At 72.4% G+C, this 26,043-nt stretch carries 26 protein-coding genes; 14 read left to right on the forward strand and 12 right to left on the reverse strand.

The genetic code is table 11. The features are described from left to right. The first annotated feature begins 203 nt into the window (after nt 1-203). The 3 genes from panB (at nt 204) to AB0B29_RS00465 (ending at nt 3,136) form a co-directional block, all read left to right on the forward strand. Complete coding sequence (gene panB / locus AB0B29_RS00455) at nt 204-1,079, forward strand: 3-methyl-2-oxobutanoate hydroxymethyltransferase (protein WP_362039578.1); 876 nt, start codon at nt 204-206, stop codon at nt 1,077-1,079. A 225-nt stretch (nt 1,080-1,304) separates the two neighbouring features. Continuing rightward, on the forward strand, nt 1,305-2,324 hold the full coding sequence (locus AB0B29_RS00460; RefSeq protein WP_362231966.1) for an ATP-binding cassette domain-containing protein: 1,020 nt from the start codon (nt 1,305-1,307) through the stop codon (nt 2,322-2,324). Beyond that, complete coding sequence (locus AB0B29_RS00465) at nt 2,321-3,136, forward strand: ABC transporter permease (RefSeq protein ID WP_362231968.1); 816 nt, start codon at nt 2,321-2,323, stop codon at nt 3,134-3,136. Before AB0B29_RS00460 ends, AB0B29_RS00465 begins: the two co-directional genes overlap by 4 nt. Nucleotides 3,137-3,160: 24 nt before the next feature. Here the strand turns inward: AB0B29_RS00465 and AB0B29_RS00470 are convergent, their stop codons facing one another. Together AB0B29_RS00470 and AB0B29_RS00475 are read right to left on the reverse strand one after the other, a co-directional pair. Beyond that, complete coding sequence (locus AB0B29_RS00470; RefSeq protein WP_362231971.1) at nt 3,161-6,439, reverse strand: BTAD domain-containing putative transcriptional regulator; 3,279 nt, start codon at nt 6,437-6,439, stop codon at nt 3,161-3,163. Between the two features lie 31 nt (nt 6,440-6,470). Further along, the gene (locus AB0B29_RS00475) at nt 6,471-6,989 is read right to left on the reverse strand and encodes a DUF6578 domain-containing protein (RefSeq protein WP_362231974.1); all 519 of its coding nucleotides are present in this window, start codon (nt 6,987-6,989) and stop codon (nt 6,471-6,473) included. Nucleotides 6,990-7,093: 104 nt separating this feature from the next. On the opposite strand from AB0B29_RS00475, the gene AB0B29_RS00480 reads away from it, so the two are divergent. Further along, nucleotides 7,094-7,894 (forward strand): site-2 protease family protein, encoded by an 801-nt coding sequence (locus AB0B29_RS00480; RefSeq protein WP_362231977.1) that lies wholly within the window; start codon nt 7,094-7,096, stop codon nt 7,892-7,894. A 10-nt stretch (nt 7,895-7,904) separates the two neighbouring features. Here AB0B29_RS00480 and AB0B29_RS00485 read toward each other — a convergent pair whose 3' ends face one another. Together AB0B29_RS00485 and npdG are read right to left on the reverse strand one after the other, a co-directional pair. After that, on the reverse strand, nt 7,905-8,084 hold the full coding sequence (locus tag AB0B29_RS00485; RefSeq protein WP_362231980.1) for a hypothetical protein: 180 nt from the start codon (nt 8,082-8,084) through the stop codon (nt 7,905-7,907). A 72-nt stretch (nt 8,085-8,156) separates the two neighbouring features. Continuing rightward, nucleotides 8,157-8,876 carry an NADPH-dependent F420 reductase gene (gene npdG, locus AB0B29_RS00490; RefSeq protein WP_362231983.1) on the reverse strand — a complete coding sequence of 240 codons (720 nt, stop codon included), beginning with the start codon at nt 8,874-8,876 and terminating at the stop codon, nt 8,157-8,159. A 221-nt stretch (nt 8,877-9,097) separates the two neighbouring features. Here npdG and AB0B29_RS00495 point away from each other — a divergent pair, with 221 nt between their 5' ends. Beyond that, the gene (locus tag AB0B29_RS00495) at nt 9,098-9,700 is read left to right on the forward strand and encodes a hypothetical protein (protein WP_362231986.1); all 603 of its coding nucleotides are present in this window, start codon (nt 9,098-9,100) and stop codon (nt 9,698-9,700) included. Between the two features lie 172 nt (nt 9,701-9,872). Here the strand turns inward: AB0B29_RS00495 and AB0B29_RS00500 are convergent, their stop codons facing one another. Continuing rightward, nucleotides 9,873-10,106 carry a hypothetical protein gene (locus tag AB0B29_RS00500; protein WP_031105401.1) on the reverse strand — a complete coding sequence of 78 codons (234 nt, stop codon included), beginning with the start codon at nt 10,104-10,106 and terminating at the stop codon, nt 9,873-9,875. A 58-nt stretch (nt 10,107-10,164) separates the two neighbouring features. On the opposite strand from AB0B29_RS00500, the gene map reads away from it, so the two are divergent. Continuing rightward, nucleotides 10,165-11,022: a type I methionyl aminopeptidase gene (gene map, locus AB0B29_RS00505; RefSeq protein ID WP_362231989.1), complete on the forward strand. Its 858-nt coding sequence runs from the start codon at nt 10,165-10,167 to the stop codon at nt 11,020-11,022. Between the two features lie 106 nt (nt 11,023-11,128). Beyond that, nucleotides 11,129-11,776, forward strand: a complete 648-nt coding sequence (locus AB0B29_RS00510) for a heme oxygenase (biliverdin-producing) (RefSeq protein WP_362231992.1) — start codon at nt 11,129-11,131, stop codon at nt 11,774-11,776. A gap of 39 nt (nt 11,777-11,815) precedes the next feature. Here AB0B29_RS00510 and AB0B29_RS00515 read toward each other — a convergent pair whose 3' ends face one another. After that, nucleotides 11,816-12,460 (reverse strand): PhzF family phenazine biosynthesis protein, encoded by a 645-nt coding sequence (locus tag AB0B29_RS00515; RefSeq protein ID WP_362231995.1) that lies wholly within the window; start codon nt 12,458-12,460, stop codon nt 11,816-11,818. Nucleotides 12,461-12,746: 286 nt separating this feature from the next. Between AB0B29_RS00515 and efeO the strand changes: the two genes are divergently transcribed. The 4 genes from efeO (at nt 12,747) to AB0B29_RS00535 (ending at nt 17,447) form a co-directional block, all read left to right on the forward strand. After that, nucleotides 12,747-13,895 carry an iron uptake system protein EfeO gene (gene efeO, locus AB0B29_RS00520; protein ID WP_362231998.1) on the forward strand — a complete coding sequence of 383 codons (1,149 nt, stop codon included), beginning with the start codon at nt 12,747-12,749 and terminating at the stop codon, nt 13,893-13,895. 2 nt (nt 13,896-13,897) lie between these two features. Further along, nucleotides 13,898-15,136: an iron uptake transporter deferrochelatase/peroxidase subunit gene (gene efeB, locus AB0B29_RS00525; RefSeq protein WP_362232000.1), complete on the forward strand. Its 1,239-nt coding sequence runs from the start codon at nt 13,898-13,900 to the stop codon at nt 15,134-15,136. Between the two features lie 4 nt (nt 15,137-15,140). Next, nucleotides 15,141-15,974, forward strand: a complete 834-nt coding sequence (gene efeU, locus AB0B29_RS00530) for an iron uptake transporter permease EfeU (protein ID WP_362232002.1) — start codon at nt 15,141-15,143, stop codon at nt 15,972-15,974. A gap of 480 nt (nt 15,975-16,454) precedes the next feature. Further along, on the forward strand, nt 16,455-17,447 hold the full coding sequence (locus AB0B29_RS00535) for a hypothetical protein (RefSeq protein ID WP_362232005.1): 993 nt from the start codon (nt 16,455-16,457) through the stop codon (nt 17,445-17,447). A 66-nt stretch (nt 17,448-17,513) separates the two neighbouring features. Here the strand turns inward: AB0B29_RS00535 and AB0B29_RS00540 are convergent, their stop codons facing one another. Then, a complete protein-coding gene (locus AB0B29_RS00540; RefSeq protein WP_362232008.1) occupies nt 17,514-18,251 on the reverse strand; it encodes a bifunctional DNA primase/polymerase in 738 nt (245 codons plus the stop codon). Between the two features lie 361 nt (nt 18,252-18,612). Between AB0B29_RS00540 and AB0B29_RS00545 the strand changes: the two genes are divergently transcribed. Continuing rightward, nucleotides 18,613-19,470: a glycerophosphodiester phosphodiesterase gene (locus tag AB0B29_RS00545; RefSeq protein ID WP_362232011.1), complete on the forward strand. Its 858-nt coding sequence runs from the start codon at nt 18,613-18,615 to the stop codon at nt 19,468-19,470. Here the strand turns inward: AB0B29_RS00545 and AB0B29_RS00550 are convergent. Then, complete coding sequence (locus AB0B29_RS00550; RefSeq protein ID WP_362232014.1) at nt 19,449-20,090, reverse strand: TetR/AcrR family transcriptional regulator; 642 nt, start codon at nt 20,088-20,090, stop codon at nt 19,449-19,451. The genes AB0B29_RS00545 and AB0B29_RS00550 overlap by 22 nt on opposite strands. A gap of 110 nt (nt 20,091-20,200) precedes the next feature. On the opposite strand from AB0B29_RS00550, the gene AB0B29_RS00555 reads away from it, so the two are divergent. Both AB0B29_RS00555 and AB0B29_RS00560 read left to right on the forward strand, forming a co-directional pair. Next, on the forward strand, nt 20,201-20,410 hold the full coding sequence (locus AB0B29_RS00555) for a DUF6243 family protein (protein ID WP_362232017.1): 210 nt from the start codon (nt 20,201-20,203) through the stop codon (nt 20,408-20,410). A gap of 133 nt (nt 20,411-20,543) precedes the next feature. Beyond that, complete coding sequence (locus tag AB0B29_RS00560) at nt 20,544-21,911, forward strand: S28 family serine protease (protein WP_362232019.1); 1,368 nt, start codon at nt 20,544-20,546, stop codon at nt 21,909-21,911. Here AB0B29_RS00560 and AB0B29_RS00565 read toward each other — a convergent pair. The 4 genes from AB0B29_RS00565 to AB0B29_RS00580 all read right to left on the reverse strand — a co-directional run bounded on the left by AB0B29_RS00565 (nt 21,878) and on the right by AB0B29_RS00580 (nt 26,023). After that, nucleotides 21,878-22,231 (reverse strand): hypothetical protein, encoded by a 354-nt coding sequence (locus tag AB0B29_RS00565; RefSeq protein ID WP_362232022.1) that lies wholly within the window; start codon nt 22,229-22,231, stop codon nt 21,878-21,880. The two genes, AB0B29_RS00560 and AB0B29_RS00565, sit on opposite strands and share 34 nt — an antisense overlap. Nucleotides 22,232-22,308: 77 nt before the next feature. Beyond that, the gene (locus AB0B29_RS00570) at nt 22,309-23,292 is read right to left on the reverse strand and encodes a small ribosomal subunit Rsm22 family protein (protein ID WP_362232024.1); all 984 of its coding nucleotides are present in this window, start codon (nt 23,290-23,292) and stop codon (nt 22,309-22,311) included. A gap of 302 nt (nt 23,293-23,594) precedes the next feature. Next, the gene (locus AB0B29_RS00575) at nt 23,595-24,773 is read right to left on the reverse strand and encodes a serine hydrolase domain-containing protein (protein WP_362232027.1); all 1,179 of its coding nucleotides are present in this window, start codon (nt 24,771-24,773) and stop codon (nt 23,595-23,597) included. Then, entirely contained in the window at nt 24,716-26,023 is a 1,308-nt protein-coding gene (locus AB0B29_RS00580) for a multidrug effflux MFS transporter (protein WP_362232030.1), read from the reverse strand. The genes AB0B29_RS00575 and AB0B29_RS00580 overlap by 58 nt, the downstream gene beginning before the upstream one ends. Between the last annotated feature and the right edge of the window lie 20 nt (nt 26,024-26,043).

The raw sequence follows: 26,043 nt of genomic DNA on the forward strand, positions 1-26,043 counted from the left end.
GAGACCGTCTCGTATCGGAACTCTCTTACCGAGATCTTACGTGGCTCACGCGTTCCCGGCTTCGGGCGCCGGCCCCGGGCTTCGGGCGCCGGGGGCGGAACTCACAGGGGCTCCCCTAGCCCTCGTTGGCACGAGGTGCCACCATGGACGTGGTCCGGGGACGCCGTCAGGGCGCCTCGAGATGACGTGTTAGGAGCCGTGCCATGACGCAGCTTCCGGCTGCCCAGACTGCTCAGAAGAAGCCCTCCGACGGCGGTAGGGCGCTGTACGGGGGCAAGGGCACCCGCCGTATCACCGTGCGCGACATCGCCGCCGCCAAGGAGCGCGGCGAGAAGTGGCCGATGCTCACCGCGTACGACGCGATGACCGCGTCCGTGTTCGACGAGGCCGGGATCCCGGTGATGCTCGTCGGCGACTCGGCGGGCAACTGCCACCTCGGGTACGAGACGACCGTGCCCGTCACCCTCGACGAGATGACGATGCTGTCGGCGGCGGTCGTACGGGGCACCTCCCGCGCGCTGATCGTCGGCGACCTGCCCTTCGGCTCCTACCAGGAGGGTCCGGTGCAGGCGCTGCGCTCGGCGACCCGGCTGGTGAAGGAGGCGGGCGTGCAGGCCGTGAAGCTGGAGGGTGGCGAGCGGTCGCACGAACAGATCCGGCTGCTCGTCGAGTCCGGCATCCCGGTCATGGCCCACATCGGGCTGACCCCGCAGTCGGTCAACGCGATGGGCTACCGCGTGCAGGGGCGGGGCGAGGAGGCGGCCCAGCAGCTGCTGCGGGACGCCAAGGCCGTGCAGGACGCGGGCGCATTCGCGGTGGTGCTGGAGCTGGTTCCCGCGGAGCTGGCCGCCGAGGTGACGCGGGTGCTGCACATCCCGACCGTCGGCATCGGGGCGGGCCCCGAGACCGACGCGCAGGTGCTGGTGTGGACCGACATGCTCGGCCTGACCGGCGGGCGGGTGCCGAAGTTCGTGAAGCAGTACGCCAACCTGCGTGAGGTCATGGGTGACGCGGTGAAGGCGTTCGCCGACGAGGTCGTCGGCGGGACGTTCCCGCAGGAGGAGAACTCCGTCCACTAGGACCACTGCCGCACCACCCCGGACGGCCCGCCGATCTTCCCCCGTCGGCGGGCCGTCTCTCCTTTGTGCGCCTGAGCCGGCGCCGCTCTCGCGGAGGTGGTTGCTGCCATCGTGGTTCCTCAGTTCATGGTTGCGGTGGTCGTCGATTGATGGTTGCGGTGGTCGTCGTCGAGGTGTCGGTGGCTTGTCGGTGGTTTGTCGGTGGGGGCTGCGAGTGTCTGTCCCATGACGCGAATCGACACACAGACCAGCGGCGCCGCTGTGACCGTGCGGGGGCTGGTGAAGCACTACGGGGAGACCAAGGCTCTGGACGGGGTCGACCTGGAGGTGCGGGAGGGCACCGTGATGGGGGTGCTCGGGCCGAACGGGGCCGGGAAGACCACCCTCGTGCGGATCCTGTCCACGCTCCTGGCGCCCGACTCGGGGCAGGCCACCGTGGCCGGGTACGACGTCGTACGGCAGCCGCGGCAGCTGCGGCGGGTGATAGGGCTCACGGGCCAGTACGCCTCCGTGGACGAGAAGCTCTCGGGCTGGGAGAACCTGTACATGATCGGGCGGCTGCTCGATCTGCCCCGCAAGGAGGCCCGTACCCGTGCCGACGGGCTGCTGGAGCGCTTCTCGCTGACCGAGGCGGCCAAGCGGCCGGCGGCGACGTACTCCGGCGGAATGCGGCGGCGGCTGGACCTGGCCGCGTCGATGATCGGCCGGCCGGCCGTGCTCTTCCTCGACGAGCCGACCACCGGACTCGACCCGCGCACCCGCAACGAGGTGTGGGACGAGGTCAAGCGCATGGTCGGCGACGGGGTCACCGTACTGCTCACCACCCAGTACATGGAGGAGGCCGAGCAGCTCGCCTCCGAGCTGACGGTCGTCGACCGCGGCCAGGTCATCGCCGGGGGCGGGATCGAGGCGCTGAAGGCGAAGGTCGGCGGCCGGGCGCTGCGGATCCGCCCGGCGGACCCCACCCACCTGCGGCCCCTCGCCGGCGCACTGGACGAGCTGGGGATCACCGGGCTCGCCACCACGACCGTCGACACCGACCGGGGCGACGTCCTCGTGCCGATCCTCAGCGACGAGCAGCTGACGGCCGTGGTCGGCGCCGTCACGGCGCGCGGGATCACGCTCTCCTCCATCACCACCGAACTGCCCAGCCTGGACGAGGTGTTCCTGTCCCTCACCGGCCACCGTGCCAGTGCCCCGCAGGACGCCGTGCCCGCCGAAGACCTTCAGGAGGCCGCCGTATGAGCGCCGTCACCGTCAACGACGCCGCCGCGGACGCCCGTATCCCGCTGCGCAGCCATCTGCGCCACACCGGGGCCCTGATCCGCCGCAACCTGCTGTGGATCCGCAAGGACCCGGAGTCGATGGCCGACGCGCTGCTGATGCCGGTCATCTTCACCCTGCTGTTCGTGTACGTCTTCGGCGGCTCGATCGGGCAGGCGCTGGGCGGCGGGCAGGACCAGTACGTGCAGTACGTGATCCCCGGCATGATCGCGATGATGAGCATGACGCTGTCCCAGGGCGTCGGCACCGGCTTCAGCCAGGACTTCAACTCCGGTGTCATGGACCGGTTCCGGTCCCTGCCCATCGGGCGCGGGTCGGTCCTGTTCGCGAAGATCTCCGTGGAGCTGCTGCGGATGCTGTTCGCGACCACCGTGCTGATGGTCGTCTCCGTGGCGGTCGGGTTCGACATCCACAACTGGCCCGGGCTGTTCGCGGCCGTGGCCCTGTCCACCGCGTTCGCCTCGTCGATCATGTGGGTGTTCCTCACCCTGGGCGTGATCCTGAAGAACGCGCAGTCCGTGCAGGCGATGGGCTTCCTGGTGCTGTTCCCGCTGCAGTTCGGCTCGTCGATCTTCGCGCCGACGACGTCGATGCCGGGCTGGCTGCAGGCCTTCACCGACTACAACCCGCTGTCCACGCTCGCCGACGCCGCGCGCGGCCTGATGGTGGGAGGGCCCGTCGCCCACGACCTGTGGGTGACGCTCGGCTGGTCGGTGGCGATCACCGCGGTGATGGCGCCGGTCGCGATCCACAAGTTCCGCACCAAGACCTGACCGGGCGGACCGGCCCGATCCGCGTCAGATCAAGGCGGCGGCCTCCTCTGGGGAGAGGCCGCCGCCCTGCGCGTACGCGGACTCGTACGCCGCGTCGCCGAGGACCGCACGCGCCCTTCGTTCCGCCCGCTCGCGGGCGTCGCGCTCCTGCCGTAGGGCGACGTGGCCGGGCGGCAGCAGGGCGTCCGCGGCGCCGAGGCAGCGGGCCGCGTCCGCGGCGCGGCGCCCGCCGTCGTGGGCGGCCAGGGCTCCGGCCGCGACGGTCAGGTAGACGGCCCGCATATAGGGGGCGATGGCCGCCGACAGCGGGTCGGCCGCACGCTCCAGGGCCCAGCGGACCCGCTCCAGGCACTCGTCGTAGCGTTCCTCGACGGCGTCCAGCCAGGCCTCCGCGCCGAGGATGAACGCGTCGAAGACGACGAAGTGGGCGATCCGGAAGTCCTGCCGCAGCCGCCGCAGTTGCTCGCGGGCCTCGGTGAGACGGCCCGTCATGCCGAGCCGGCCGGCGAGGAACAGCCGGGCGGCGGGCATGGCCTCGCTGTGCGAGTCCTCGCGCTGGGCGATCACCTCGCGCAGCAGCCGCTCACCGCGTTCACCGTCACCCGCCTCCAGCAGCGCGCTGCCCAGCCGGGCGCTGAGCACCGCCGCCTGGGCGCGGGCGCCGAGGTGCTCGGCGTGCGCGACGGCCGCCTCGTAGTCGGCGGCGGCCAGGGCGTAGTGGCCCTTGCGTTCGTGGGCCTCGGCGCGGGCGGAGAGCGCCTCCGCGGTGCCCCAGGCGTCACCGATGCGCCGGTAGATCTCCAGCGCCTCGTCGGCGTCACGGGCCGCGTCGCCCGCCCAGTCGGTGCGGTTGGCGAGGAAGTTGGCCCGCATCTGCAGGCCGGAGGCCAGCTCCCAGTCGAAGCCCGGGGTGTCACGGCAGGTCCGGATGAAGTCGTCCATGATGACGCGCAGCCGGTCCATGTCGCCGGTCAGCATCACGGCGAAGAACCAGAGCAGGCCGGGCATGCGGCAGTTCTGCGGCAGGCCGGGCTCGTAGGTGGCGGCGATGGTCCGCAGCTTCTGCTGGGCCCGGTCGTTCTGCCAGGCGTCCAGCTCGGTGTCCATGCAGGCCAGATGGGCGAGGTGGATACCACGCCGGGCCTCCCACAGGACCTCCCCGGTCATCGGGGGCGGAACGTCGGTGCAGCGCTGCCACACCGCGGTGGCGGGGCGGACGGGCTCGGTGAAGGGGTCGGGGCCGAGCGACATGATCTCGCGGCACCAGTTGCGGGCCTCGATGCGCAGGTCCCGCATCTGCCAGTACCAGACGAGGGACAGCGCCAGGCACAGCGCCTCCTGCTCGTCGCGCAGGACCACGGCGTGGCGCAGGGCGAGGCGCAGGTTCTCGTACTCGCGCTCCAGCCGGTGGATGGCGGCGAGCTGGCCGGGGCCGCGCAGCAACGGGTCGGTGGTGCGGGCGAGTTCGCGGAAGTACGTCAGGTGGGCGCGTTCGGCGTCGGCACGCTGCCCCGACTCGTCCAGCCGTTCGGCGGCGTACTCGGCGACGGTCTCCAGGAGCCGGTAGCGCATCCGCCCGTCGCCGGACTCACCGGGCGGTGCGGCCACGACCAGGGAGCGGTCGACGAGGGAGGCGAGCGCCTCCAGGGCGGCCGGTCCGCACACGGCCTCGGCGGCGGGCAGGTCGCAGCCGCCGGCGAACACCGACAGCCGCCGCAGGACGTCCCGTTCGTCCTCGTCGAGCAGGTCCCAGGACCAGTCGACGACGGCTCTGAGGGTCTGCTGGCGGGGCAGGACGGTGCGGCTGCCGGAGGTGAGGAGGCGGAAGCGGTCGTCGAGCCGGTCGGCGATCTGGCGGGGGGTGAGCATCCGCAGGCGGGCGGCGGCGAGTTCGATGGCCAGGGGGAGGCCGTCGAGGCGCCGGCAGATCTCGGCGCACGCCCCGGGGTCGTCCTCGGTGCGGAAGCCGGGCCGGGCCGCCGCACCCCGGTCGGCGAGCAGCCGCAGCGCGACCGGCTCGGGCAGCGGCTCCACCGGGCGCAGCAACTCCCCCGGTACGCCGAGCGGTTCACGGCTGGTGGCCAGGACGGTGAGGTCGGGGCAGCGTGCCAGCAGCTCCTCGGTGAGGCGGGCGGCGGCGTCGGCGACGTGCTCGCAGTTGTCGAGGATCAGCAGCATGCGGGGCCGGGAGCAGTGTTCGGCGAGCCGCTCGACGGGGTCGTCGAGCCGGTCGGCGACGGCGGCGCGGATGCCTTCGGCGCCGGCGCCGTACAGCACGGTCTCCCGGGCGCCGAGGGCGGTGAGCACGGCCTCGGGGACGGCGTCGGGGTCGTCGACCGGGGCGAGTTCGGCCAGCCACACGCCGCCGGGCATGGCCCCGCGCACGGACTCGGCGGCCTCCTGCGACAGACGGGTCTTTCCGGCGCCGCCGGGCCCGAGCAGGGTGACCAGCCGGGCCGTCGCCAGATCCGCGCGGATGGTCTCGATGTCGGTTTCCCGGCCGATGAAGGAGGTGAGGCGGGCCCGGAGGTTCCCGGCGGACCTGCCCGTCCCCTCGGCTGCCGGCACGGGCGCGGGGGCGTCGCCGAGGCGAAGCAACTCCTCGTGCAGGGAACGGAGTTCCGGTCCCGGGTCGGCGCCGAGACGGTCGGCGAGCAGGCGCCGTACGTCCTCGAAGGCGTCCAGCGCCTCCGCCGCGCGGCCGGCGTCCCGCAGGGCGCGCAGCCGCAGGGCCTGGAGGGGCTCGTCCAGGGGGTGGTCGTCGCACAGGGCGGTCAGTTCCGGCAGGGACTGCTCGGCCCGGCCGAGGGCGAGGGCGGCGGTGTGGCGGGCACGCAGCGCGTCGAGCCGGCGGCTGTCCCGGCGGGCCGCCTCGGCGGTGCGGTCGGGCAGGTCGGCGAGGGCCGGGCCGCGCCACAGGGCGAGGGCGTCGTCGAGGACCACGGCGGCCTTGGCGGGGTCGCCGTCGGCCAGCGCCCGCAGCCCCTCGCCCGTCAGCCGCTCGAACCGGTGCAGGTCGACGTCGTCGGGCGGGGCGGTGAGCCGGTACCCGCCCTCGGCGGAGGCGATCGCGTCCGCGCCGAGGGTCCTGCGCAGCCGTCCGACCAGCGCCTGCAGCGCCCCCGGCGCGTCGGCGGGCGGCTGCCCGCCCCACACCTCGTCGACGAGCAGCCCGGCGGGCACGGTCCGTCCGGCCCGCAGCGCGAGCACGGTCAGCAGCGCACGCAACCGCGCCCCGCCGACCGGAAGAACGGTCCCGTCGTCGCGGAGCGCCTGCGTGGTGCCGAGGATGCGGTAATGCACGGGTTCATTGTCTCCGGTGGTACGGGGCGGGTCACGGCGATCGGCGGCATGGCGGGGTGTCGGGGGGACAGTGCGGGGCGCGACGCCCGGCGGCACGGCGGGGGTCGAGGGCCGGTGCGGGGCGCGCCCCACCCGGCGGCACGGCGGGGGTTTGGGGGACGGTGTGGGGCGCCACGCCCGGCGGCACCACCAGGAACCACCGACCGTGGCCACGGACCGGGCCGGGAAGCCCCAGGCCCGCGCCGTGCCGCTCGACGCGGAGCAGCCCGGCCGAACGGATCCGGCTCCCCGGTCGCGGCCGCAGGTCCTCCTCGGCGTCGGGATCCGCCCCCAGGGCGACCGGCAGCCCCGGCTCCTCCCGCACCATCCGCACCCCGCCCACGTCCTCCACGAGTCCGGCCGCTTCGGTGACCTGGTCGTGCCAGCCGCCGCCCAGCACGGTGTCCGGGTCCATGAGCAGCAGCGGCCGGCTCACCTCGTCCCCCACCGAGAAGGGCGTGCCACAGCACTCCATCTGCCAGTCCTCGTAGTACACGTGCCACAGCCCCATTCCCCCAGCCTCCCCGGAACCGATCGCCCCGCGCGAGACGTTTTTCACCTGCGCCCGGTACCGTCGGGCCGTCCCACCCCGTACTGATGAGCGCAGGGAGCCCCATGACCACCGCCACCACCCGCCACAGCGAGCGGCGGATCAGCCCCGTGTTCGTCGGGATCCTCGCCGTGACGGCGGTCACGGGATGGGCGACCTGGACCGGCTTCGCCGAGCAGCCCGGCGTCGCCGTGTTCCTGTTCGTGACGGCGGCGTGGATCGTCTCCCTGTGCCTGCACGAGTACGCGCACGCGCGCACCGCGTTGCACAGCGGCGACATCTCGGTCGGCGCGAAGGGCTATCTGACCCTGAACCCGCTGAAGTACACGCACGCCCTGCTCAGCATCGTCCTCCCGGTGATTTTCGTGATCATGGGCGGGATCGGCCTGCCCGGCGGTGCCGTGTTCATCGAGCGGGGACGGATCCAGGGGCGCTGGAAGCACAGCCTCATCTCGGCGGCGGGCCCGCTGACGAACGTGCTGTTCGCCGTCGTCTGCACCGCCCCGTTCTGGCTGGACGCGCTGGACGGCGTGCCGAGCGACTTCCGGTTCGCGCTGGCCTTCCTCGCACTGCTCCAGGTGACGGCCGCGCTGCTGAACTTCCTGCCGGTGCCCGGGCTGGACGGCTACGGCGTGATCGAGCCCTGGCTGTCGTACAACATCCGCCGCCAGGTGGAGCCGTTCGCGCCGTTCGGCCTGCTGTTCGTGTTCGCGCTGCTGTGGCTGCCGGCGGTGAACGGCGTCTTCTTCGACGTGATCGACACGATCCTGAAGTCCCTCGGGATCAGTGACTTCGAGACGTACTGCGGTCAGGAGCTGTACCGCTTCTGGCAGGGCTCGAACGAGTTCTGCCAGGCGGCGCCGTGACGAAGAGCGGTCAGTGCGTGACCGACTTCCGCGCCCTGGCGCGCTTCAGGTAGTACCAGGCCATGTTCGACGACAGTCCGGCGAGCAGCACCCACACGATCCCCAGCCAGCTGCCCTCCACGAAGGAGACCACGGCCGCGGCCACGGACAGGACGCAGACGATCAGGGCGTAGAGGGCGAGGCGGGGCATGGGGTGGACTCCTGTCGGGGGACACTGCGGCACTGCTGGTGCCGTCCAGTGTCCCCCATGCGCCTCACCGGCTCACACGTCGGTGACGCGGAGCCCCGCGTGCGCCTTGTAGCGGCGGTTGACGGAGATCAGGTTGGCCACCAGCGACTCCACCTGGTGGGCGTTGCGCAGCCGCCCGGCGAACACACCGCGCATCCCGGGGATGCGGCCGGCGAGGGCCTGGACGATCTCCACGTCCGCCCGCACCTCGCCGAGCACCATCACATCGGTGTCGATCTCGTCGATCTCCGCGTCCTGGAGCAGCACGGCCGACAGATGGTGGAAGGCGGCCGTGACCCGGGAGTCCGGCAGCAGGGCGGCGGCCTGCTCGGCGGCGCTGCCCTCCTCCGGCTTGAGGGCGTAGGCGCCCTTCTTGTCGAAGCCGAGCGGGTTGACGCAGTCGACGACGAGCTTGCCCGTCAGTTCCTCGCGCAGGGACTCGAGGGTCTTGCCGTGGCCGTCCCACGGCACGGCGACGATCACGATGTCGCTGCGGCGCGCGGTCTCGGCGTTGTCGGCGCCCTCGACGCCGTGGCCGAGTTCCTCGGCGGCCGCCTGGGCACGGTCGGCGGCACGCGAGCCGATGATCACCTTCTGGCCGGCCTTGGCGAGCCGGTAGGCCAGGCCCTTGCCCTGCGGTCCCGTCCCGCCGAGCACCCCGACCACGAGTCCGGAGACGTCGGGCAGGTCCCAGGGGTCTTTGGCGGGCGCCTTCTGGGCGTTGGCAGTGGCAGCACTGTCGGTAGTGGTCATGGCCCCGACTCTACGGCCGCGCCGCCGCGCCGGGCGGCCCAGGTCGGCTCCGTCACGGGGGCCCGCCGGAAGGGCCGTTCATCAGGGCGCCGGTGTCCGTCATCAGCGGGCTCCTCCGCTCGTTCGACGGTGGTACAGGTGACCGGTCGGCCTCCCCAGCCCGGGCGAATGCGGGGTGAACCCGACGTCACGAACGACCTCTCGGGGCAGGATGCGGCCCCATGGATGCGGTACGGGTCGCGTTGCTGCGGGAAGTGCTCGCCGGCACGGAGTGGCTCCAGGCCACGCGGCGGTTCGCCGGGGTGCTGCGCGGCTCGGTGGTGTCGCACGGGGGCGGGCTGCTGCTCGTCGGCACGCGGGAGTACGAGCCATGGCATCTGGCCGCGCACCTGGTGGACGAGGCCGCCTGGTCGGGTACGCCGGAGCTGACCCCGACACTGGTACGGCACGACGCGCGCCCCTGCGACCCGGCGCATCTGGCGGTCGGTCTGGGCCGGCTGGAGGCGGCCCGGCGGGGTGAGACGCTGCTGGTGGTCGCCCCCGAGGGACCCGCAGCGCCCCTCCTGGAACGGGTGTCGGACGCCCGTCGCGCCGGGGCCACGGTTCTGGCGCTGGGCCCCGGCCCGGGCGAGTTGCCGTCCCTGGCGCACGAGACCCTGGCCGTCCCCGACGGCTCGGAGCTGGACCTCGACACGGTGCAGCACCTGGTCAGCGCCGCGGCCGGGGAGAACGCCCTGCCCACCCCGAGGGGGCGGCGCCGACTGCGGGACCGGGTGGCCCGCCTGGCGGAACACTTGACCGCACCACCACCGGCCCGCTGGTGACACGGGGACGGCGCCGACTGCGGGATCAGTGACCCGACGGACGGAACACCTCACGGCACCGCCACCGGCCCGCTGGAGACGCGGAGGCCTCCCGCTGCCGGCGGTCCTGCCGGTGTCGCGGGCCCCGCGCATGCCGAACGCCCGGGGCCGCGGCCCCGGGCGTTCGGTGGGGTCAGCTCTCGTCGTCCCGGCTGCCCGCCGGCGCGTCGTGCCACTTCGGGTCGTTCTCCCACTGGAGGTTGCGCTCCCGGGCGGTCGCCATCGCGTGTTCGGCCTCCGTGCGGGAGGCGTACGGCCCGAACCGGTCCTTGTTGGGGCACTCCGGCCCCTCCTCGACCTTCTTGTGCTCCAGGCAGTAGTACCACTCACCCGGCTTGCCGACCGTGCGCTTCTTGAACAGGGCCATGACCAGCTCCTCTCGCCATCGTCATGTTCCCCCATGGCCGCTGGTTAGACTCGCTGGCATGTCTGGCCAGTCGCTGCTCGTCCCTGGGGAGCTGTCCCCCATCCGTTCCGTGCCCGGAAACATCCGTCGCCCCGAGTACGTCGGCAAGCCCGCGCCGACGCCGTACACCGGACCGGAGGTGCAGACGCCCGAGACGATCGAGGCGATGCGCGTGGCCGGCCGGATCGCGGCCCGGGCGATGGCGGAGGCCGCGAAGCTGATCGCCCCCGGGGTGACCACGGACGAGCTGGACAAGGTGGCGCACGAGTACATGTGCGACCACGGCGCCTACCCCTCGACCCTGGGCTACCGCGGCTTCCCCAAGTCGCTGTGCACGAGCGTCAACGAGGTCATCTGCCACGGCATCCCGGACTCGACGGTCCTGCGCGACGGCGACATCGTCAACCTGGACGTGACGGCGTACATCGGCGGTGTGCACGGCGACAACAACGCCACCTACCTGGTGGGTGACGTCGACGAGGAGTCGCGGCTGCTGGTGGAGCGGACCCGGGAGTCCCTGGAGCGGGCGATCAAGGCGGTCAAGCCCGGCCGGCAGATCAACATCATCGGCCGGGTCATCGAGTCGTACGCCAAGCGTTTCGGCTACGGCGTGGTCCGGGACTTCACGGGCCACGGCATCAACTCCTCGTTCCACAGCGGCCTGATCATCCCGCACTACGACAGCCCGCACGCGACGACGGTGATCCAGCCCGGCATGACCTTCACGATCGAGCCGATGCTGACGCTCGGCACCCACGAGTACGACATGTGGGACGACGGCTGGACGGTCGTGACGAAGGACAGGAAGCGCACGGCCCAGTTCGAGCACACGCTGGTGGTGACGGACTCGGGCGCGGAGATCCTCACACTGCCGTAGCCGGCACCCTGCACACCACCCCGCACGGCCCGCTCTCCCCCGGAGGGCGGGCCGTGCGTTTCCCGCCGGGGGTTTTTACCGACACCGCGTCGGGAAAAGTGTGCGCATGGAATCCTTCTCGACGCTTCTTCGGACGGCTTCCCGCGAGCAGCACGAGGAGGTCCGTGGCTCGACCTTCATCGGTGACCTGCTGGGACGCAAGCTGGGGGTCGACGCCTTCGCGCGCTACACGGAGCAGTTGTGGTTCGTGTACGGGGCGCTGGAGTCCGGCGCCCGGCTGCTGGCCGCGGACCCGGTGGCCGGCCCCTTCGTCCGTCCGGAGCTGTTCCGCATGGCGGCGCTGGAGCGGGACCTGGAGCATCTGCGCGGCCCCGGCTGGCGGACGACGGTCAGCGCACTGCCGGCCACCCTGGAGTACGCGGAGCGGATCAGCGCATGCGCCCGCACCTGGCCGGCCGGTTACGTCGCCCACCACTACACCCGCTACATGGGCGACCTCTCCGGCGGGCAGATCATCCGCGACACGGCCGAGAAGACGTGGGGATTCCCGAGGAAGGGCGACGGGGTGCGCTTCTACGTCTTCGAGGAGATCCCCAACCCGGCCGCCTTCAAGCGGAGTTACTGCGATTTGCTGGACGCTCTGCCCGGTGACGAGCTGGAGCGGCAGCGGGTCGTGGCCGAGTGCAAGCGGGCGTACGAGCTGAACAACGGCATGTTCGAGGCGCTGGGCACGGAGTCCCCCCTCACGGCGTGAACGGCAGGGGCCCAGCCGCTCGGAAGCGCTCCGTCCGGGTCAGCGTTCGAGGTGGACGCGTCCGCCGACCTCGGTCCATCCGCCGGGCTGGGGCGCGGTGAGGATCTGGGAGCCCGCTCCCTGGGTGATGTTGAGGGCCCGGCCCAGTCGGTCGGTGAGCAGCAGGGCCGCGGCCCCCGTCGCCTCGTCCTCGTCGATGCCGTCGCCCCGGCCGGGGAAGGCGCGGGCCCGGATCCGCCCGGCCGGCTCGTCCTCCCACGCCCAGGCGTACACCCACTCCCCCGGCGGCGGCACGGTCAGGTCGTCGACCTCGGCGGCGCTGCCGTACTGCCGCAGCGTCCGCGGCGACACCCACTCGGCCCGGGCCTCGATCCAGCAGAACTCCCCGTCCTGCCGGGCGCCGACCACACCGGCGGGCGTCACCAGTTCGGGCACGTCGAGCAGCCATGCCGTTCCGACGCAAGGATGCCCGGCGAAGGGCATCCGCAGGGTGGGCGTGTAGATGTCGATCACCCCGCGCTCGGGGTCGTCGACGAACACGGTCTCGCTGAACCCCACTTTCGCCGCGAACGCCTGCCGCTCGTCCCGCTCCGGCATCACGGAACCCTCGCGCACGACCCCGAGCTCGTTGCCGTACCCACCGTTCGGCCCGCAGAAGACGCGGAGCACGTCGTAGTCAGTCACGAGGGGAATTCAAACATCGCCCGAGTGGACGGGTCGCCCCAGGCAAGGGCGCACACCGGTGACGCGGTGGCCAGGTGGAGCACGAGGAGGGCGCCGTCATGACGTGTGCGCACCACGTCACGCTCCGGTGCGCCGGACATGTCGACGCAGACAGTGGACGCCGAGGCGCCGAATCGCGACCTTTGACCTTCCCTTGACCCAATCATGGGAGCGATTTTGAGCCACTTAGGTAATCCTTATGTGCTGCCCTTAGGTGAGCCTCACCTTCCTGTCTCCTGGAGCCCACATGCGACCCGCCCGTCCCGCTTCCGTCGTCATCGCCGCCGCGGCGGCCCTGGCCGCCGTGACCGGCTGCACCGAGAAGAGCGACGCCAAGGACGGCGACCACGTGATCAACGTGACGGCGACCGACGACAAGTGCCAGGTGTCCAAGAAGGAGTTCCCGGCCGGGCACGTCGAGCTGGCCGTCGAGAACAAGGGCTCCAAGGTCACCGAGGTCTACGTCCTCTTCCCCGACGACCGCGTGGTCACGGAGCGGGAGAACATAGGCCCCGGCACCAAGCAGCGGGTCACCGCCGAGGTGAAGGCCGGCGAGTACCAGATCGCCTGCAAGCCCGGCATGAAGGGCGACGGCATCCGCCAGGCCGTCAAGGCCACCGGCGGCAAGGCCGTCAAGCGCGACCCGCGCCTGGACAAGGCCGTCGCCGCCTACCGCGCCTACGCGCAGGCGCAGGCCGACGAGACGCTGCCGAAGGCCGAGGCGTTCGCCAAGGCCGTCAAGGACGGCGACATCGAGGCGGCGAAGAAGGCCTACGCCCCCTCCCGCATCGGCTGGGAGCGCACCGAGCCGGTCGCCGAGTCGTTCGGCGACATCGACCCCAAGGTCGACGTCCGCGAGGACGGTCTGGAGGACGGCCAGGACCCGGCCACCGACTGGACCGGCTGGCACCGCCTGGAGAAGGCCCTCTGGCAGGACAAGAAGATCGGCGACCGCGAGAAGGACCTCGCCGACCTGCTGATCAAGGACCTCAAGGACTGGCAGGCCCGGGTCGGCAAGGCCGACATCACCCCCACGTCCATGGCCAACGGCGCCAAGGAACTCCTCGACGAGGTCGCCACCGGCAAGGTCACCGGCGAGGAGGAGCGCTACTCGCACACCGACCTGGTCGACTTCAAGGCCAACGTCGAAGGCGCGCAGAAGTCCTACGACCTGCTGAAGCCGGTCGCCAAGGAGAACGACGCGGCCCTCGTCACCGAGCTCGACGAGCAGTTCGCGGCCCTGGACAAGCTGCTCGACCAGTACCGCCCGAACAGCACGTCGTACGACTTCACCTCCTACGACAAGGTCGGCAAGGCCGACCGCAAGGAGCTCTCGGACGCGGTCAACGCCCTGGCGGAGCCGCTGTCGAAGCTCGCCGCGGCGGTGGTGAAGTAGCGATGACGGACACCAACTCCTCCTCCCCCAGCCGCCGTTCCCTGCTCGGCTGGGGCGGCGCGGGCCTGGCGCTCGGCGCGGCCGCGGCGGGCGGCGCGGTGGCGATGGCCCGCACCGAGGACGACGCCGCACCGGCGGCCGGATCGGCGATCGCCTTCCACGGTCCCCACCAGGCGGGCATCGCCACCCCGGTCCAGGACCGTCTGCACTTCGCAGCGTTCGACGTGACGACCGACGACCGTGAGGCCTTCGTACAACTCCTGAAGGACTGGACCGAGGCGGCCCGGCGCATGACGTCCGGCCACCCGGTCGGCGAGGGTGCCTACGGCGGCCTGGCCGAGGCGCCACCGGACGACACAGGCGAGGCACTGGGCCTGAAGCCCTCCCGGCTGACCCTCACGATCGGCTTCGGCCCGTCCCTGTTCGAGAAGTTCGGCCTCACGGACAGCCGCCCGGAGGCCCTGGTCGACCTGCCGAAGTTCGCGGGCGACAACCTCGACAAGAACCGCAGCGGCGGCGACCTGTGCATCCAGGCCTGCGCCGACGACCCCCAGGTCGCCGTGCACGCCGTCCGCAACCTCGCGCGCATCGGCTTCGGCAAGGTCGTCATCAAGTGGTCGCAGCTCGGCTTCGGCAAGACCTCCTCCACCACGCCCGAGGCGCAGACCCCGCGCAACCTGATGGGTTTCAAGGACGGCACCCGCAACATCGCGGGCACGGAGACGGACCGTCTGAAGAAGTTCGTCTGGGTGGGCGAGAAGGACGAACCGGCCTGGATGGCGGGCGGCAGCTACCTGGTGGCCCGCCGCATCCGCATGCACATCGAGACCTGGGACCGCACCTCGCTGCAGGAGCAGGAGGACATCTTCGGCCGTGACAAGGGCGAGGGCGCCCCGGTCGGCAAGGCCAAGGAGCGCGACGAGCCGTTCCTGAAGGCGATGAAGCCCGACGCGCACGTGCGGCTCGCGCACCCCGACAGCAACCACGGGGCGACGATCCTGCGCCGCGGCTACTCCTTCACCGACGGCACGGACGGCCTCGGCCGCCTGGACGCGGGCCTGTTCTTCCTGGCCTACCAGCGCGACGTCCGCAAGGGATTCATCCCCATCCAGCGCAGCCTGGCCGCGGACGCGCTCAACGAGTACATCCAGCACGTGGGTTCGGCCCTCTTCGCCGTCCCGCCGGGGGTCCGCGACAAGGACGACTGGTGGGGCCGCACGCTGTTCTCCAAGGAGGCCTGAGCCGGTGTTCTCCAACTACCTGATCGGTCTGCGCGAGGGCCTGGAGGCGAGCCTCGTCGTCTGCATCCTCATCGCCTACCTCGTCAAGACCGGCCGCAAGGACGCCCTCAAGCCGATCTGGGCCGGCATAGCCGTGGCGATCGCCCTCGCGTTCGGCTTCGGCTGCGCCCTCGAATTCGGCTCCCAGGAACTGACGTTCCAGGCCCAGGAGGCGCTCGGCGGCTCCCTCTCCATCCTCGCGGTCGGCCTGGTGACGTGGATGGTGTTCTGGATGCGCCGCACGGCCCGCCACCTGAAGTCGGAACTGCACGGCCGGCTCGACGCGGCCCTGGCGATGGGCACCGGCGCGCTGGTCGCCACGGCGTTCCTCGCGGTGGGCCGGGAGGGTCTGGAAACGGCCCTGTTCGTCTGGGCGTCGGTCCACGCGGCGAGCGACGGCACACCACGCCCCCTGCTGGGCGTCGCCCTCGGCCTCCTCACGGCGGTCTTCCTGGGCTGGCTGTTCTACCGGGGCGCGCTGCGCATCAACCTGGCGAAGTTCTTCACGTGGACCGGCGGCATGCTGGTGGTCGTCGCGGCCGGCGTCCTGGCCTACGGCTTCCACGACCTGCAGGAGGCCGACTTCCTGCCCGGCCTCACCGACAAGGCCTTCGACATCTCCGGCACGATCCCCCCGGACAGCTGGTACGGCACGCTCCTCAAGGGCGTGTTCAACTTCCAGCCCGACCCCACCATCCTCCAAGTAGCGGTCTGGCTCCTGTACTTGATCCCGACCCTGGCCCTGTTCCTGGCACCGCCCAGGACCGCGGCCCCGACTCCGGTACGAGACAAGGCGTGACAACGCACCGCCGCTCACACTGAGGCCGGGTGGGTCCGCAACCCGGCGTAGCGGGGTGCCGCTGCGCCCACCCTTCCCTCAAGCGCGCAGCGTCACGCATGCCCGCAGCTGGGGTGGTGGGGTCTGCGGCGCGAGCCACGACGCTGCCGCACCCGCGGTCGTACGGAAGGGGACGTGTCGGGGGGTGTCCGCCCGCAGCGGTTGGCGCGTCAACGTCAGTCAGTCGGCACGCAAGTCGATCGCGCCGTTCCGAGGACGGACACCCCCCGACGCGGCCCCGACCCACCCCAACGCGAAGGCGAACAAGCGCACCCCCACACGGCGTCAGACGAAGACGCGCACCCCCACCCGGCAACGGCCGAAGCACCCGCGCCCCACCACCCCGCGTCGGACGAAGCGGACGACCACCCCACCCGCGGCCCGACCGCCGGAGGCACCCGGTAGGGTTCGCCTCCGGAAAGGGGAAGGTGAAGGTACCCGATGAGCAGGGATCGCGATCCTCGAACGCTCCGCAGGCCCGCCCGGAGCGCCCTCATAGCAACCTCGGCGACCGCTTTGTCGCTGACGGCCAGTGGATGCGTCGTCGTGCACGGCGAACGGGAGATCCTGCCGTCCACGACCCGCGCCGAAGCCGCCCAGGCCCTCCAGGAGTTCACGACCGCGTACAACGAGGCCGACAAGGCCTACGACGGCGCCCTGGACGCCGAACACACCACGGGCGCCCTCGCCGACATCGACTCGGCCCGCCTCAAGGCCGGGAAGGCGAACAACCCGGACGGCAACCCGCGCCACACCCCGCTGCGGCTGACGGACGCGAAGTTCACGATCCCGAAGAAGGCCGGCTGGCCCCGCTGGTTCGTCGCCGACGCGGCCGGAAACAAGGGCGGTACCGCCCGCTGGCTCCTGGTCTTCACCCGCAGCAGCCTGGACGACCCCTTCCAGGTGGCGTACCTGACGCTCGTCGCCCCGGACAAGGTCCCGCAGTTCAAGAAGGACGCCGACGGCTGGGCCGAGTCCGTCCCCGTGAACTCCACCGACCTGGCCACCGACCCCGGCGACCTGAGCCGGACGTACGCGACGTACCTGAAGAGCGGCGGAGAGACCTTCGCGGACGGCGCCCACACCAGCCAGTGGCGTGCCCTGCGCGAGAAGAACGGCAAGAAGCCGGGCATGGTCACCCAGTACATCGACGAGCCGCTGACGAACGGCGACTACGCACCGCTGGCGCTGCGCACGACGGACGGCGGGGCACTGGTGTTCTTCACCACCCGCCACTACGAGAAGCAGACCGCCTACGCCGGCACGTCCGTCCCCGCCCCCAACAAGGACGTCCTGGCCCTGACGAAGGGCGAGATCAAGCAGTCCCTCACGATGGAGTTCGTCTCCAACGAGGTGGCGCTGGACCCCAAGGGCCCGGGCAAGGTGACGATCCTGGGCAGGATCCAGGGACTCACCTCGGCGGAGGGCTCGTAACCCAGGCCTGCAGGACCCGGTCGCCTCACCACCCGGCGGTACTCACGGCCAGGCCGCGGACCGGCCTCAGTGCCGCAGGGGCCACGCCGTCTCGCCGGCCCGGCCGGTGTCCTCACCCACGTACCGCCCACAGACCTCCGTGAGCACCTCCAGCAGGTTCAGCGGATCCGGCAGGGCGTGCTCGGGCCCGCGCACCCACCGCACCGCCTGCTCCTCGCCGGGCAGTCGCGCGGGCGGTACGAGGACGTAGGAGCCCCGGCAGTGCCAGCGCAGCCCGGGGTGTTCGTCCATCGTCTCGGGGTGGCAGTCCAGTTCGCACGGCCACCACTCGTCCTCGTCCTCGGGCGTACCGCGGGTGGCCGTGAAGAAGAGCAGGCGGCCGTCGTCGCTCTCGGCGACCGGCCCGACCTCGACACCGGCGGCGAGCAGCCGCTCCAACGCGTCGCGACCGGCGTCGAGGGGCACGTCGAGGACGTCGTGCACCATGCCGGTCGCGGTGATGAAGTTGGCCTGCGGCTGATGGCGGGCCCAGCGCTCGATCTGGGCGCGGTCGGTGGTCGACTGCGTCTGCCAGGCGAAGGACACCGGGTGCCGGGCGGGGGTGGGACAGCCGACCCGGTCGCAGGAGCAGCGGTAGCCGGCCGGGTGGGCGGCGGGCGCGAGGGGCAGTCCCGCGTCGGCGGCGGCGAGCAGCAGGGCCTCACGGCCGCCGTCCCCGGCGGTCTCCTTCGGCCGGCGCCCGGCGCGCAGCCACTGGGTGAGTTTGCCCTGCAGGCCGCTCCGGCCGCCGAACTCCGCGCTCATCTATCCCCTCGCCTCGCCGTCGTGCCGAACAGCATGCCTCATCGTCCCATCTTCCCGCTCACCGGGGGGCCAGTGCCCACATCCAGGACAGGTGGGACGCACCGCACACCGTGCGACGCACGGGACAGACGGGACGCACCGGACGACGCACGGCGGGCGACGCACGGCGGGTGACGCACGGGCAAGGGCACACCACACGACACCGGAGCAGACGGCACGCACCGCGCACGGCCGGCACGCACCGGACGTCGGCCGGCACGCACCGGACGTCGGACAACGGGAGAACCGCGGCCCCCGCTCTCCACCGCGACCGGGTGTCATTGCCCGCTTTGACATGACATGGCGTCCTACCGTGTTCGCCATGGTCACAAGGATCGCGTTGTCGGGTCTGGCCTCCGTGGCGTCCGTGGTCTCGCTGGCCCTGTCGGGACCCGGCGACCGCGCCCCGGCCCCGCTGGAGTGGGGCGCGGGCCCGCTGACCGTGGCCGCCCTGCCCCGGATCACCTACGTCGCGCACCGCGGCGGTGCCCGTGAGGTCCCCGAGAACAGCATGGCCGGACTGGCGGCCGCCTACGAGCGGGGGACGGCGCAGGTGCTGGACTTCGACACCCGGCTGCTGCGCGACGGCACGCCGGTGGTGTTCCACGACGAGACCCTGAACCGCACGACCTACCTGGGCGGCGCGGTGCGCGGCCTGGACGCCCGGGAGTGGCGGGGCGTACGGCTGCGCCCGAAGGACAGGCTCCCGGGGAGCTGGCGGTCGGAGCGGCCGCCGACGGTCGCCGAGGTGCTGGATCGTTTCGGCGGGCGGATCGTACTGATGCTGGAGGCGAAGGACCCGCACGGCCTCGACCGGTTGGCCGAAATGATCCGGTCCCGCGGCCTGACCCGCTCGGTGTTCGTGAACTCCAACGACCCCGAGGTGGCCCGGCGCGTCCACCGCCTCGGCCTGCTCTCGCAGTTGTGGCGCTCGGCGCAGCAGCTGCGCACGGACCGCCCGGAGCGCTGGCGGTCGTACGTGGACCTGCTGGACGTGGACCACCGGGCGCGCGACGCGGACCTGGCGCGGGCGGTGAACTCGGGGATCGCGCGGGTGTGGGCGCACACCGTGGTGACGGACGCGCAGCGGGACCGGGTGCTGGCGCTGGGCTGCGACGGTGTGATCACGGACGCGCCGGGGCGCCTGGCCCGGGCGGCTCAGCGCGGGGCCAAGCCGTGAAGGGCGTAGTCGACGAGGGTGTCGGTGTACTCGTGGGAGATCGGGCCCGTGTGCTGGAGCCAGCGCTGGGCTAGCGGGGAGATGAACAGCTCCAGGGCGATGCGCGGGTCGACCTCGGGCCGCACCTGACCCGCGTCCTGCGCGGCGCGCAGCCGGCCGATGTAGAGGTCGAGTGAGGGCTGCATCAGCTTGGCCACGAGCTCGCGCCCGAGCTGCTCGTTGACGACGCCCTCGGCGGCCAGCGCGCGGCAGGGCACGTCGAACCTGGGGTCGTTCATCTGGTCGACGGTGGCGCGCAGCACGCCCTTGACGTCGGCGGCGAGGTCGCCGGTGTCCGGGAAGGTGTTCGGCGTCGGCCCGTCCTCCCGCAGGGACATCTCGGCCAGGTCGAGGAACGCCTCCATCAGGACGTCCGCCTTGGACGACCACCAGCGGTAGATCGTCTGCTTGCCGACGCCGGCGCGGGCGGCGATGCCCTCGATGGTGGTCTTCGGGTAGCCGACCTCGACAACGAGCGCGAGGGCGGCGTCGTAGATGGCACGGCGGGACTTCTCGCTGCGCCGGGTGGAGTCGGGGGCGGGCTTGCCTGGTGTGGGCTGGGTGGACTTCTGGACGGCCATGGGCCGAATTTATCAGGTTGACAAGACGGACCGTCTCGCGAACAATAAACCATACGCACGAGACGAACCGTCTCGTCGCCCGAAGGTGATGACCACGGAAGGAGCCCGAAATGGCCCGAGGCGGAGCCGGAAACATGCTGGGCGTCGGCGGATCGCGCAAGAACCTCGGCCGCAGGGAGCTGCGCGGCGGCGGCCGGGGCGGCCGGATCGGCGGCGGTCTCGACCCGCAGGCCCAGAAGCGCGAGCTGCTGCGGAAGCTCAAGGAGAAGGGGCAGCAGCAGGAGACCCAGGAAGGGGGCACGGCGGGCACGGCGTCATGAGCCTCCCCCATGTGGGGGAGAGCGGACCCCCTCGCGCGGGATCCTCCCGGACGGTCCGGCGGATGTACTGAAGGCGGTCGCGGCCCGCGACCGGCGGACACCCGCCCCACGGACACCCGGGAGGACTCGGCTCATGACCGCATGGACCAGACGGCGGCTGCTCACCACGGCGGCCACGGCCGTTCCGACGGCGGGCCTCGCCGGCACGACGGCCCCCCTCGCTCGGGCGGCGGCCACGACCCGCCCCGAGGACGTCGACGTGGCCGACACGCTGCGGGCCCTGCCCGGCCTGCGCCTGGTCGAGGAGCGGCACGACGCCGAACCGGGATACCGCCACTTCGTGCTGGGTCTGCGCCAGCCGGTCGACCACACGAACCCGGCCGCCGGCACCTTCGAGCAGCGCCTCACCCTGCTGCACACGTCCGCCGACCGCCCCACCGTGCTGTTCAGCACGGGCTACCAGGCGGTCCTTTCCCCACGCCGGACCGAACCGGCTGTCCTGCTCGGCGCCAACCAGCTCCAGGTCGAGCACCGTTACTTCGGCACCTCACGCCCGGCGGACTCCGGCTACACCCACCTCACCGTCCGGCAGGCCGCCGACGACCACCATCGCGTCGTCCGGCTCTTCCGCCGCCTCTACCCCGGCGCGTGGATCTCCACCGGCAGCAGCAAGGGCGGCATGGCGAGCGTCTACCACCGCCGCTTCCATCCCCACGACGTGAACGGCACAGTGGTCCACTCGGCCCCGAACAACGTCGACGACCGCGACGACTCCGCGTATCTGCGTTTCCTCGAGACGGTCGGCACCCCCGCCGCCCGGGAGGCCCTTCAGGCGGCCCAGCGGTCGATCCTGCTGCGCCGGGGCGAGCTGGGCGCCCGTTACGAGGCCTGGGCGTCCGCCACCGGCGACACCTTCCGGCTCGTCGGCAGCGCCGACAAGGCCCTGGAGATCGCCGTCCTGCGCGTGCCGCTCATGTTCTGGCAGCGCGGCACCCCGGCCGACATCGCCGCGATCCCAGGCCCCGGGGCGACGGCCGACGAGCTGTACGCCTGGCTGGACGACACGACGGGCCTGGCGCTGTACGCCGACACGACGGCCCGGAACTACGTCCCGTACTGGTACCAGATCGGCACCCAGCTGGGGTATGTCGGCCTCCCCACCGCCCACCTCGCGGACCTGCTCCGCCATCCGGGCGCCGCCGAGCCGCGCAGTTTCGTCCCCCGGGACGTCCCCCTGCGCTTCGACCGGGCCGCCATGCCCGACATCGACCGCTGGGTCCGGCGGCGCGGCAGCCGGCTGCTGTTCGTCAACGGCACCCAGGACCCCGCCGTCGCCGAGCACTTCCACCCTGGCGGCCCGGACTCACGGCTGCTGTGGGTGCCGGGCGGCAATCACGGCGCCGACCTCGCGGACCTGTCCCCCGCCGACCGGGCGTCGGCGGAGGACATGCTGGTCCGCTGGGCGGGTCAGGAGTACTTGACGCACACGTTGGGCACGTAGCCCACGGTGCCGCGGTAGTTGACCTTGCGCCAGTAGTGGTAGCTGTCTATCCCGCAGGTGTTCTTGTACGAGCCGCCGTCGACGCCCTTGATGTCGCAGCCCTTGGTGCCCTTGTACCAAAGGCGCAGGCTGGTGGACCCGGTGCTGGCCGACTTGCGGACGTGAACGGTCGACAGGGCCGTGAGGCTCTTGCACTGCGCCGTCGCCGCGACGGTCGCCATGTCGTCGCTCCCGGCCGTCGCCGTGCCGGAGGCGCTCGGCACGAAGGCGGCCAGGGCCAGGGCCGCCACCGCCAGCGGAGCGATCAGCAGTTTCTTCAAGGTTCCTCCCGTTTCAGTGGTACACGTGGTGCACGCCCGAGGGCGCGATGTTGATCTTATGCGTACCTGACAGAAGCTCAGGAGGGCGGCCAGGCGTCTCCCCAGTCGGCGTCCCGGGCGGCCTTGTACAGGTCGCCGTGGCGTTTGGTGACGGTGGCGCGACGGAGGGACGGTTCGCTCTCGCACAGGTCGAGGAGGACCTGGCCCTTGCGGATCTGGGGGCGCCGGACGACCCGGGAGGGAGCGGGGTCGACGGGGAAACGGGCGGCGGCGACGTAGGCGAACTTCTCGTCCTCGTACGCGAGGGAGCCGCCCTTGACCTGGCGGTGCAGAGAGGAGCGGCTGACCCGGGCGGAGAAGTGGCACCAGTCCGTGCCGGGGGCGATGGGGCAGGCGGCGCTGTGCGGGCACGGGGCGGCGATCCGGAAACCGGCGGTGATCAGCCGGTCCCGGGCCTCGATGAGGCGGGCGTAGCCGTCGGGGGTGCCGGGTTCGACGATCACGACGGCCTGTGCGGCGGCCGCTGCGGCGTCGACGAGGGCGGTGCGGTCCCCCGCGGTCAGCTCGTTCAGGACGTAGGACACGGTGACGAGGTCCGTGCTCTCCAGGGTCAGGGCCGCCCCGATCCGGGAGCGCTGCCAGCGGACGTCCTTCAGCTCCGGGTTGGCCGAGGCGATCTCGCGCCCCAGGGCGAGGGCGGGTTCCGCCCAGTCGAGCACGGTGACGGGCCGCTCCCCGCCCCAGACCGCGCTCACGGCCCAGGCGGCGGCACCGGTGCCGCCGCCGAGGTCGGTGTGCCCGCCGGGCACCCACTCGGGCACGGCCTCGGCGAACGCCTCCAGCGCGGAGCGCACGGCCTCGAAGGTCGCGGGCATCCGGTAGGCGGCGTAGGCGGCGACGTCGGCCCGGTCCCGGAGGATGGGGGCGTCGGTCGGGGTGGCCCCCCGGTAGCTGGCGATCAGCCGCTCGACCGCCTGCGAGGCCTGCCGGGGCGGCAGCCCGTCGAGCAGACCGGCGAGGGCGGCACGGAGGTTTTCGGCCGGGGGTGCGGGGGCGTTCACCCGGCGATTCTACGAGGCGTGCCGGGGTGCGGGGGCGCGCCCGCGGGAGGGAACGGGCAGCGCGAGGCCGTACGCGCGAGGAACGAGGCTCCGGGTCCGCGAGCGCTGTTCGCCCGTGCGCGGGCCGGCCCACGGTGCCCGCCACAGGCAGGAATCGTCCCGTCCCTACGCAGCCTGTTGCCGTCCTCCGCCGCCCGCGCACTCACACGAGCACCACTCGCACAACGGAACGGCGCCCCCCGTCCCTCACCGAAGACGCTGCGCACACCCCCACGCCCTTTCCCCCTCCCCGGCGCAAGAACTCACCGCACCGCCCGCGCCACCCGCGACGCCGCCGCCGCTCTCGGGGCGTTGTCCGGGCGGCGGCGGCGCGGGTGGACCGCGTTGGTGAGCAGGATCAGGAACGTGTCCGTGGCCGGGTCCAGGACGAGGGACGTGCCCGTGAAGCCGGTGTGGCCCGCCGCGCCGCGGCCCGCCAGGTCGCCCATGAACCACGGCTGGTCGAGGGAGAAGCCGAGGCCCGGCGGGGTGAAGAGGAGCTCGACGAAGTCGGGGCCGAGGATGCGGGCCGGGCCGTGCGAGCCGCCGGCGAGGAGAGTGCGGCAGAACACCGCGAGGTCCCGGCCGGTGGAGAACAGCCCCGCGTGCCCGGCCACGCCCCCGAGCGCCCAGGCGTTCTCGTCGTGGACCTCGCCCCGCAGCATGCCCCGGTCCGCCTTGGCCCAGGGCCGCCGCTGGTCCTCCGTCGCCGCGGCGCCCGGGCAGGGCCCGAAATCCGTCGCCGTCATGCCCAGGGGCCGGGTGATGCCGTCGCGGATCAGGACGTCGAGCGTGCGGCCGGTGATGCGCTCCAGGACGTACTGCAGGAGCAGCATGTTCAGGTCGGAGTAGCAGTACGTGCCCGGCACGCCCACCGGCGGCTCCGCCCGGAGCGTGGCCAGCCGCTGCGCGTCGTCGGCACAGTCGTAGAGCGGGAGTTCGGGCCGCAGCCCGGAGGTGTGCGTGAGCAGCTGCCGTACGGTGATGCCGTGCCGGGCGGCCGCCGTGAAGTCGGGCAGGTACGCCCCGACCCGCGCGTCCATGCCGAGCGTCCCCCGCTCGATCTGCTGCACGGCGGCCACGGACGTGAACAGTTTGGTGAGGGACGCCAGGTCGAAGGGTGTGCCGACGGTCATCGGGACCCGTTGCTCCGGAGGCAGCTCCACTCCGGCGTCGGCGTCGGGGTCGTAGGCCGAGTAGCGGACGGCCCAGCCCGCCGCCTCCTCGACCGCGATCACCGGGCCACGTCCGACGACGAGGACCGCGCCCGGTGCCCAGGGGCGCTGGCCGGTGGTGAGGACGTGGACCTCCCGGACGAGGTGACGCAGTTCCCCCGGGTCGAGTCCGGCCCGCTCCGGCGTGCCGTCGCGCAGTCTGGGTGCGCTCAGCTGACTGCTCCCTCCACGCTCGCGCGGCTGCTCTCCTGCTTCCAGGGTCGGCACATTCCCATGAAGCAGGCCAGTGCCACCAGTGCGGCGGCCAGTTGGACGACGGCCATCGGGAGGGCGGTGTCCTCCCCGGCGACGCCGACGAGCGGGGAGGCGATCGCGCCGATGAGGAAGGAGGACGTGCCGAGGAGGGCCGACGCGGAGCCCGCCGCGTGCTTGGTGCGCATCAGGGCGAGGGCCTGGGTGTTGGGCAGGGTGATGCCCATCGCGGACATCAGCACGAACAGCGCGGCGGCGACCGGCACCAGACCGACCTCGCCGAAGACGCCGAGGGACATCAGCAGCAGCGCGGTCGCGGCGGTGATGACGATCGTGAGGCCGATGCCCAGCACCCGGTCGAGGCTGACCCGGCCGACCAGGATCTTGCCGTTGATCTGGCCGACGACGACCAGCCCGACCGAGTTGACGCCGAACAGCAGGCTGAACGTCTGCGGGGACGCGCCGTAGATCTCCTGGATGACGAACGGGGACGCCGAGATGTAGGCGAAGAGGGCGGCGAAGGCGAAGCCGCCGGTGAGCATGTAGCCGGCGAAGGCGCGGTCGGCGAGCAGGCCGCGCATCGCGCGCAGCGCCTCGCCGACACCGCCGCCGTGCCGCTCGGCGGGCTCCAGCGTCTCGGGCAGCCTCGTCCAGACCAGGACCCCGATCAGCAGGCCGATGGCGGTGAGGACGACGAACACGCCCCGCCAGTCGGTCACGCGCAGGACCTGCCCGCCGATGAGGGGCGCCACGATCGGGGCGACGCCGGAGATCAGCATGAGGGTGGAGAAGAAGCGGGCCATGGCCATGCCGTCGTAGAGGTCGCGGACGACGGCCCGGGCGATGACGATGGCGGCGGCGCCCGCGAGCCCCTGGGCCAGCCGGAAGGCGACCAGCGTCTCCACGGTGGGCGCGAGCGCGCACAGGACGGTGGCGACGACGAAGACGGCGAGCCCGGCGAGCAGCGGGCGGCGGCGCCCCCAGCGGTCGCTCATCGGCCCGACCACCAGCTGCCCGAGCGCCATGCCGGCCAGGCAGGCGGTGAGCGTGAGTTGGACGGTCGCGGCGGGCGCGTGCAGGGAACGGGTGACCTCCGGCAGGGACGGGAGGTACATGTCCATCGCCAGCGGGGGCACGGCGGTCAGGCTTCCGAGCAGGAAGGTGACCAGGAGCCCGGTGCGGCGGTGCGCTGTCCTGCCGGGCCGCTCCGTCCCGGCAGCGGCCTCCTGGGCGGTCTTCGATATGGACGCCCCACCCTCGGGCATGAGTCCCTCCCTCTCCGAGT

The organism is Streptomyces tibetensis (assembly GCF_040647715.1).
GTDB classification, from domain to species: Bacteria; Actinomycetota; Actinomycetes; order Streptomycetales; family Streptomycetaceae; genus Streptomyces; species Streptomyces tibetensis_A.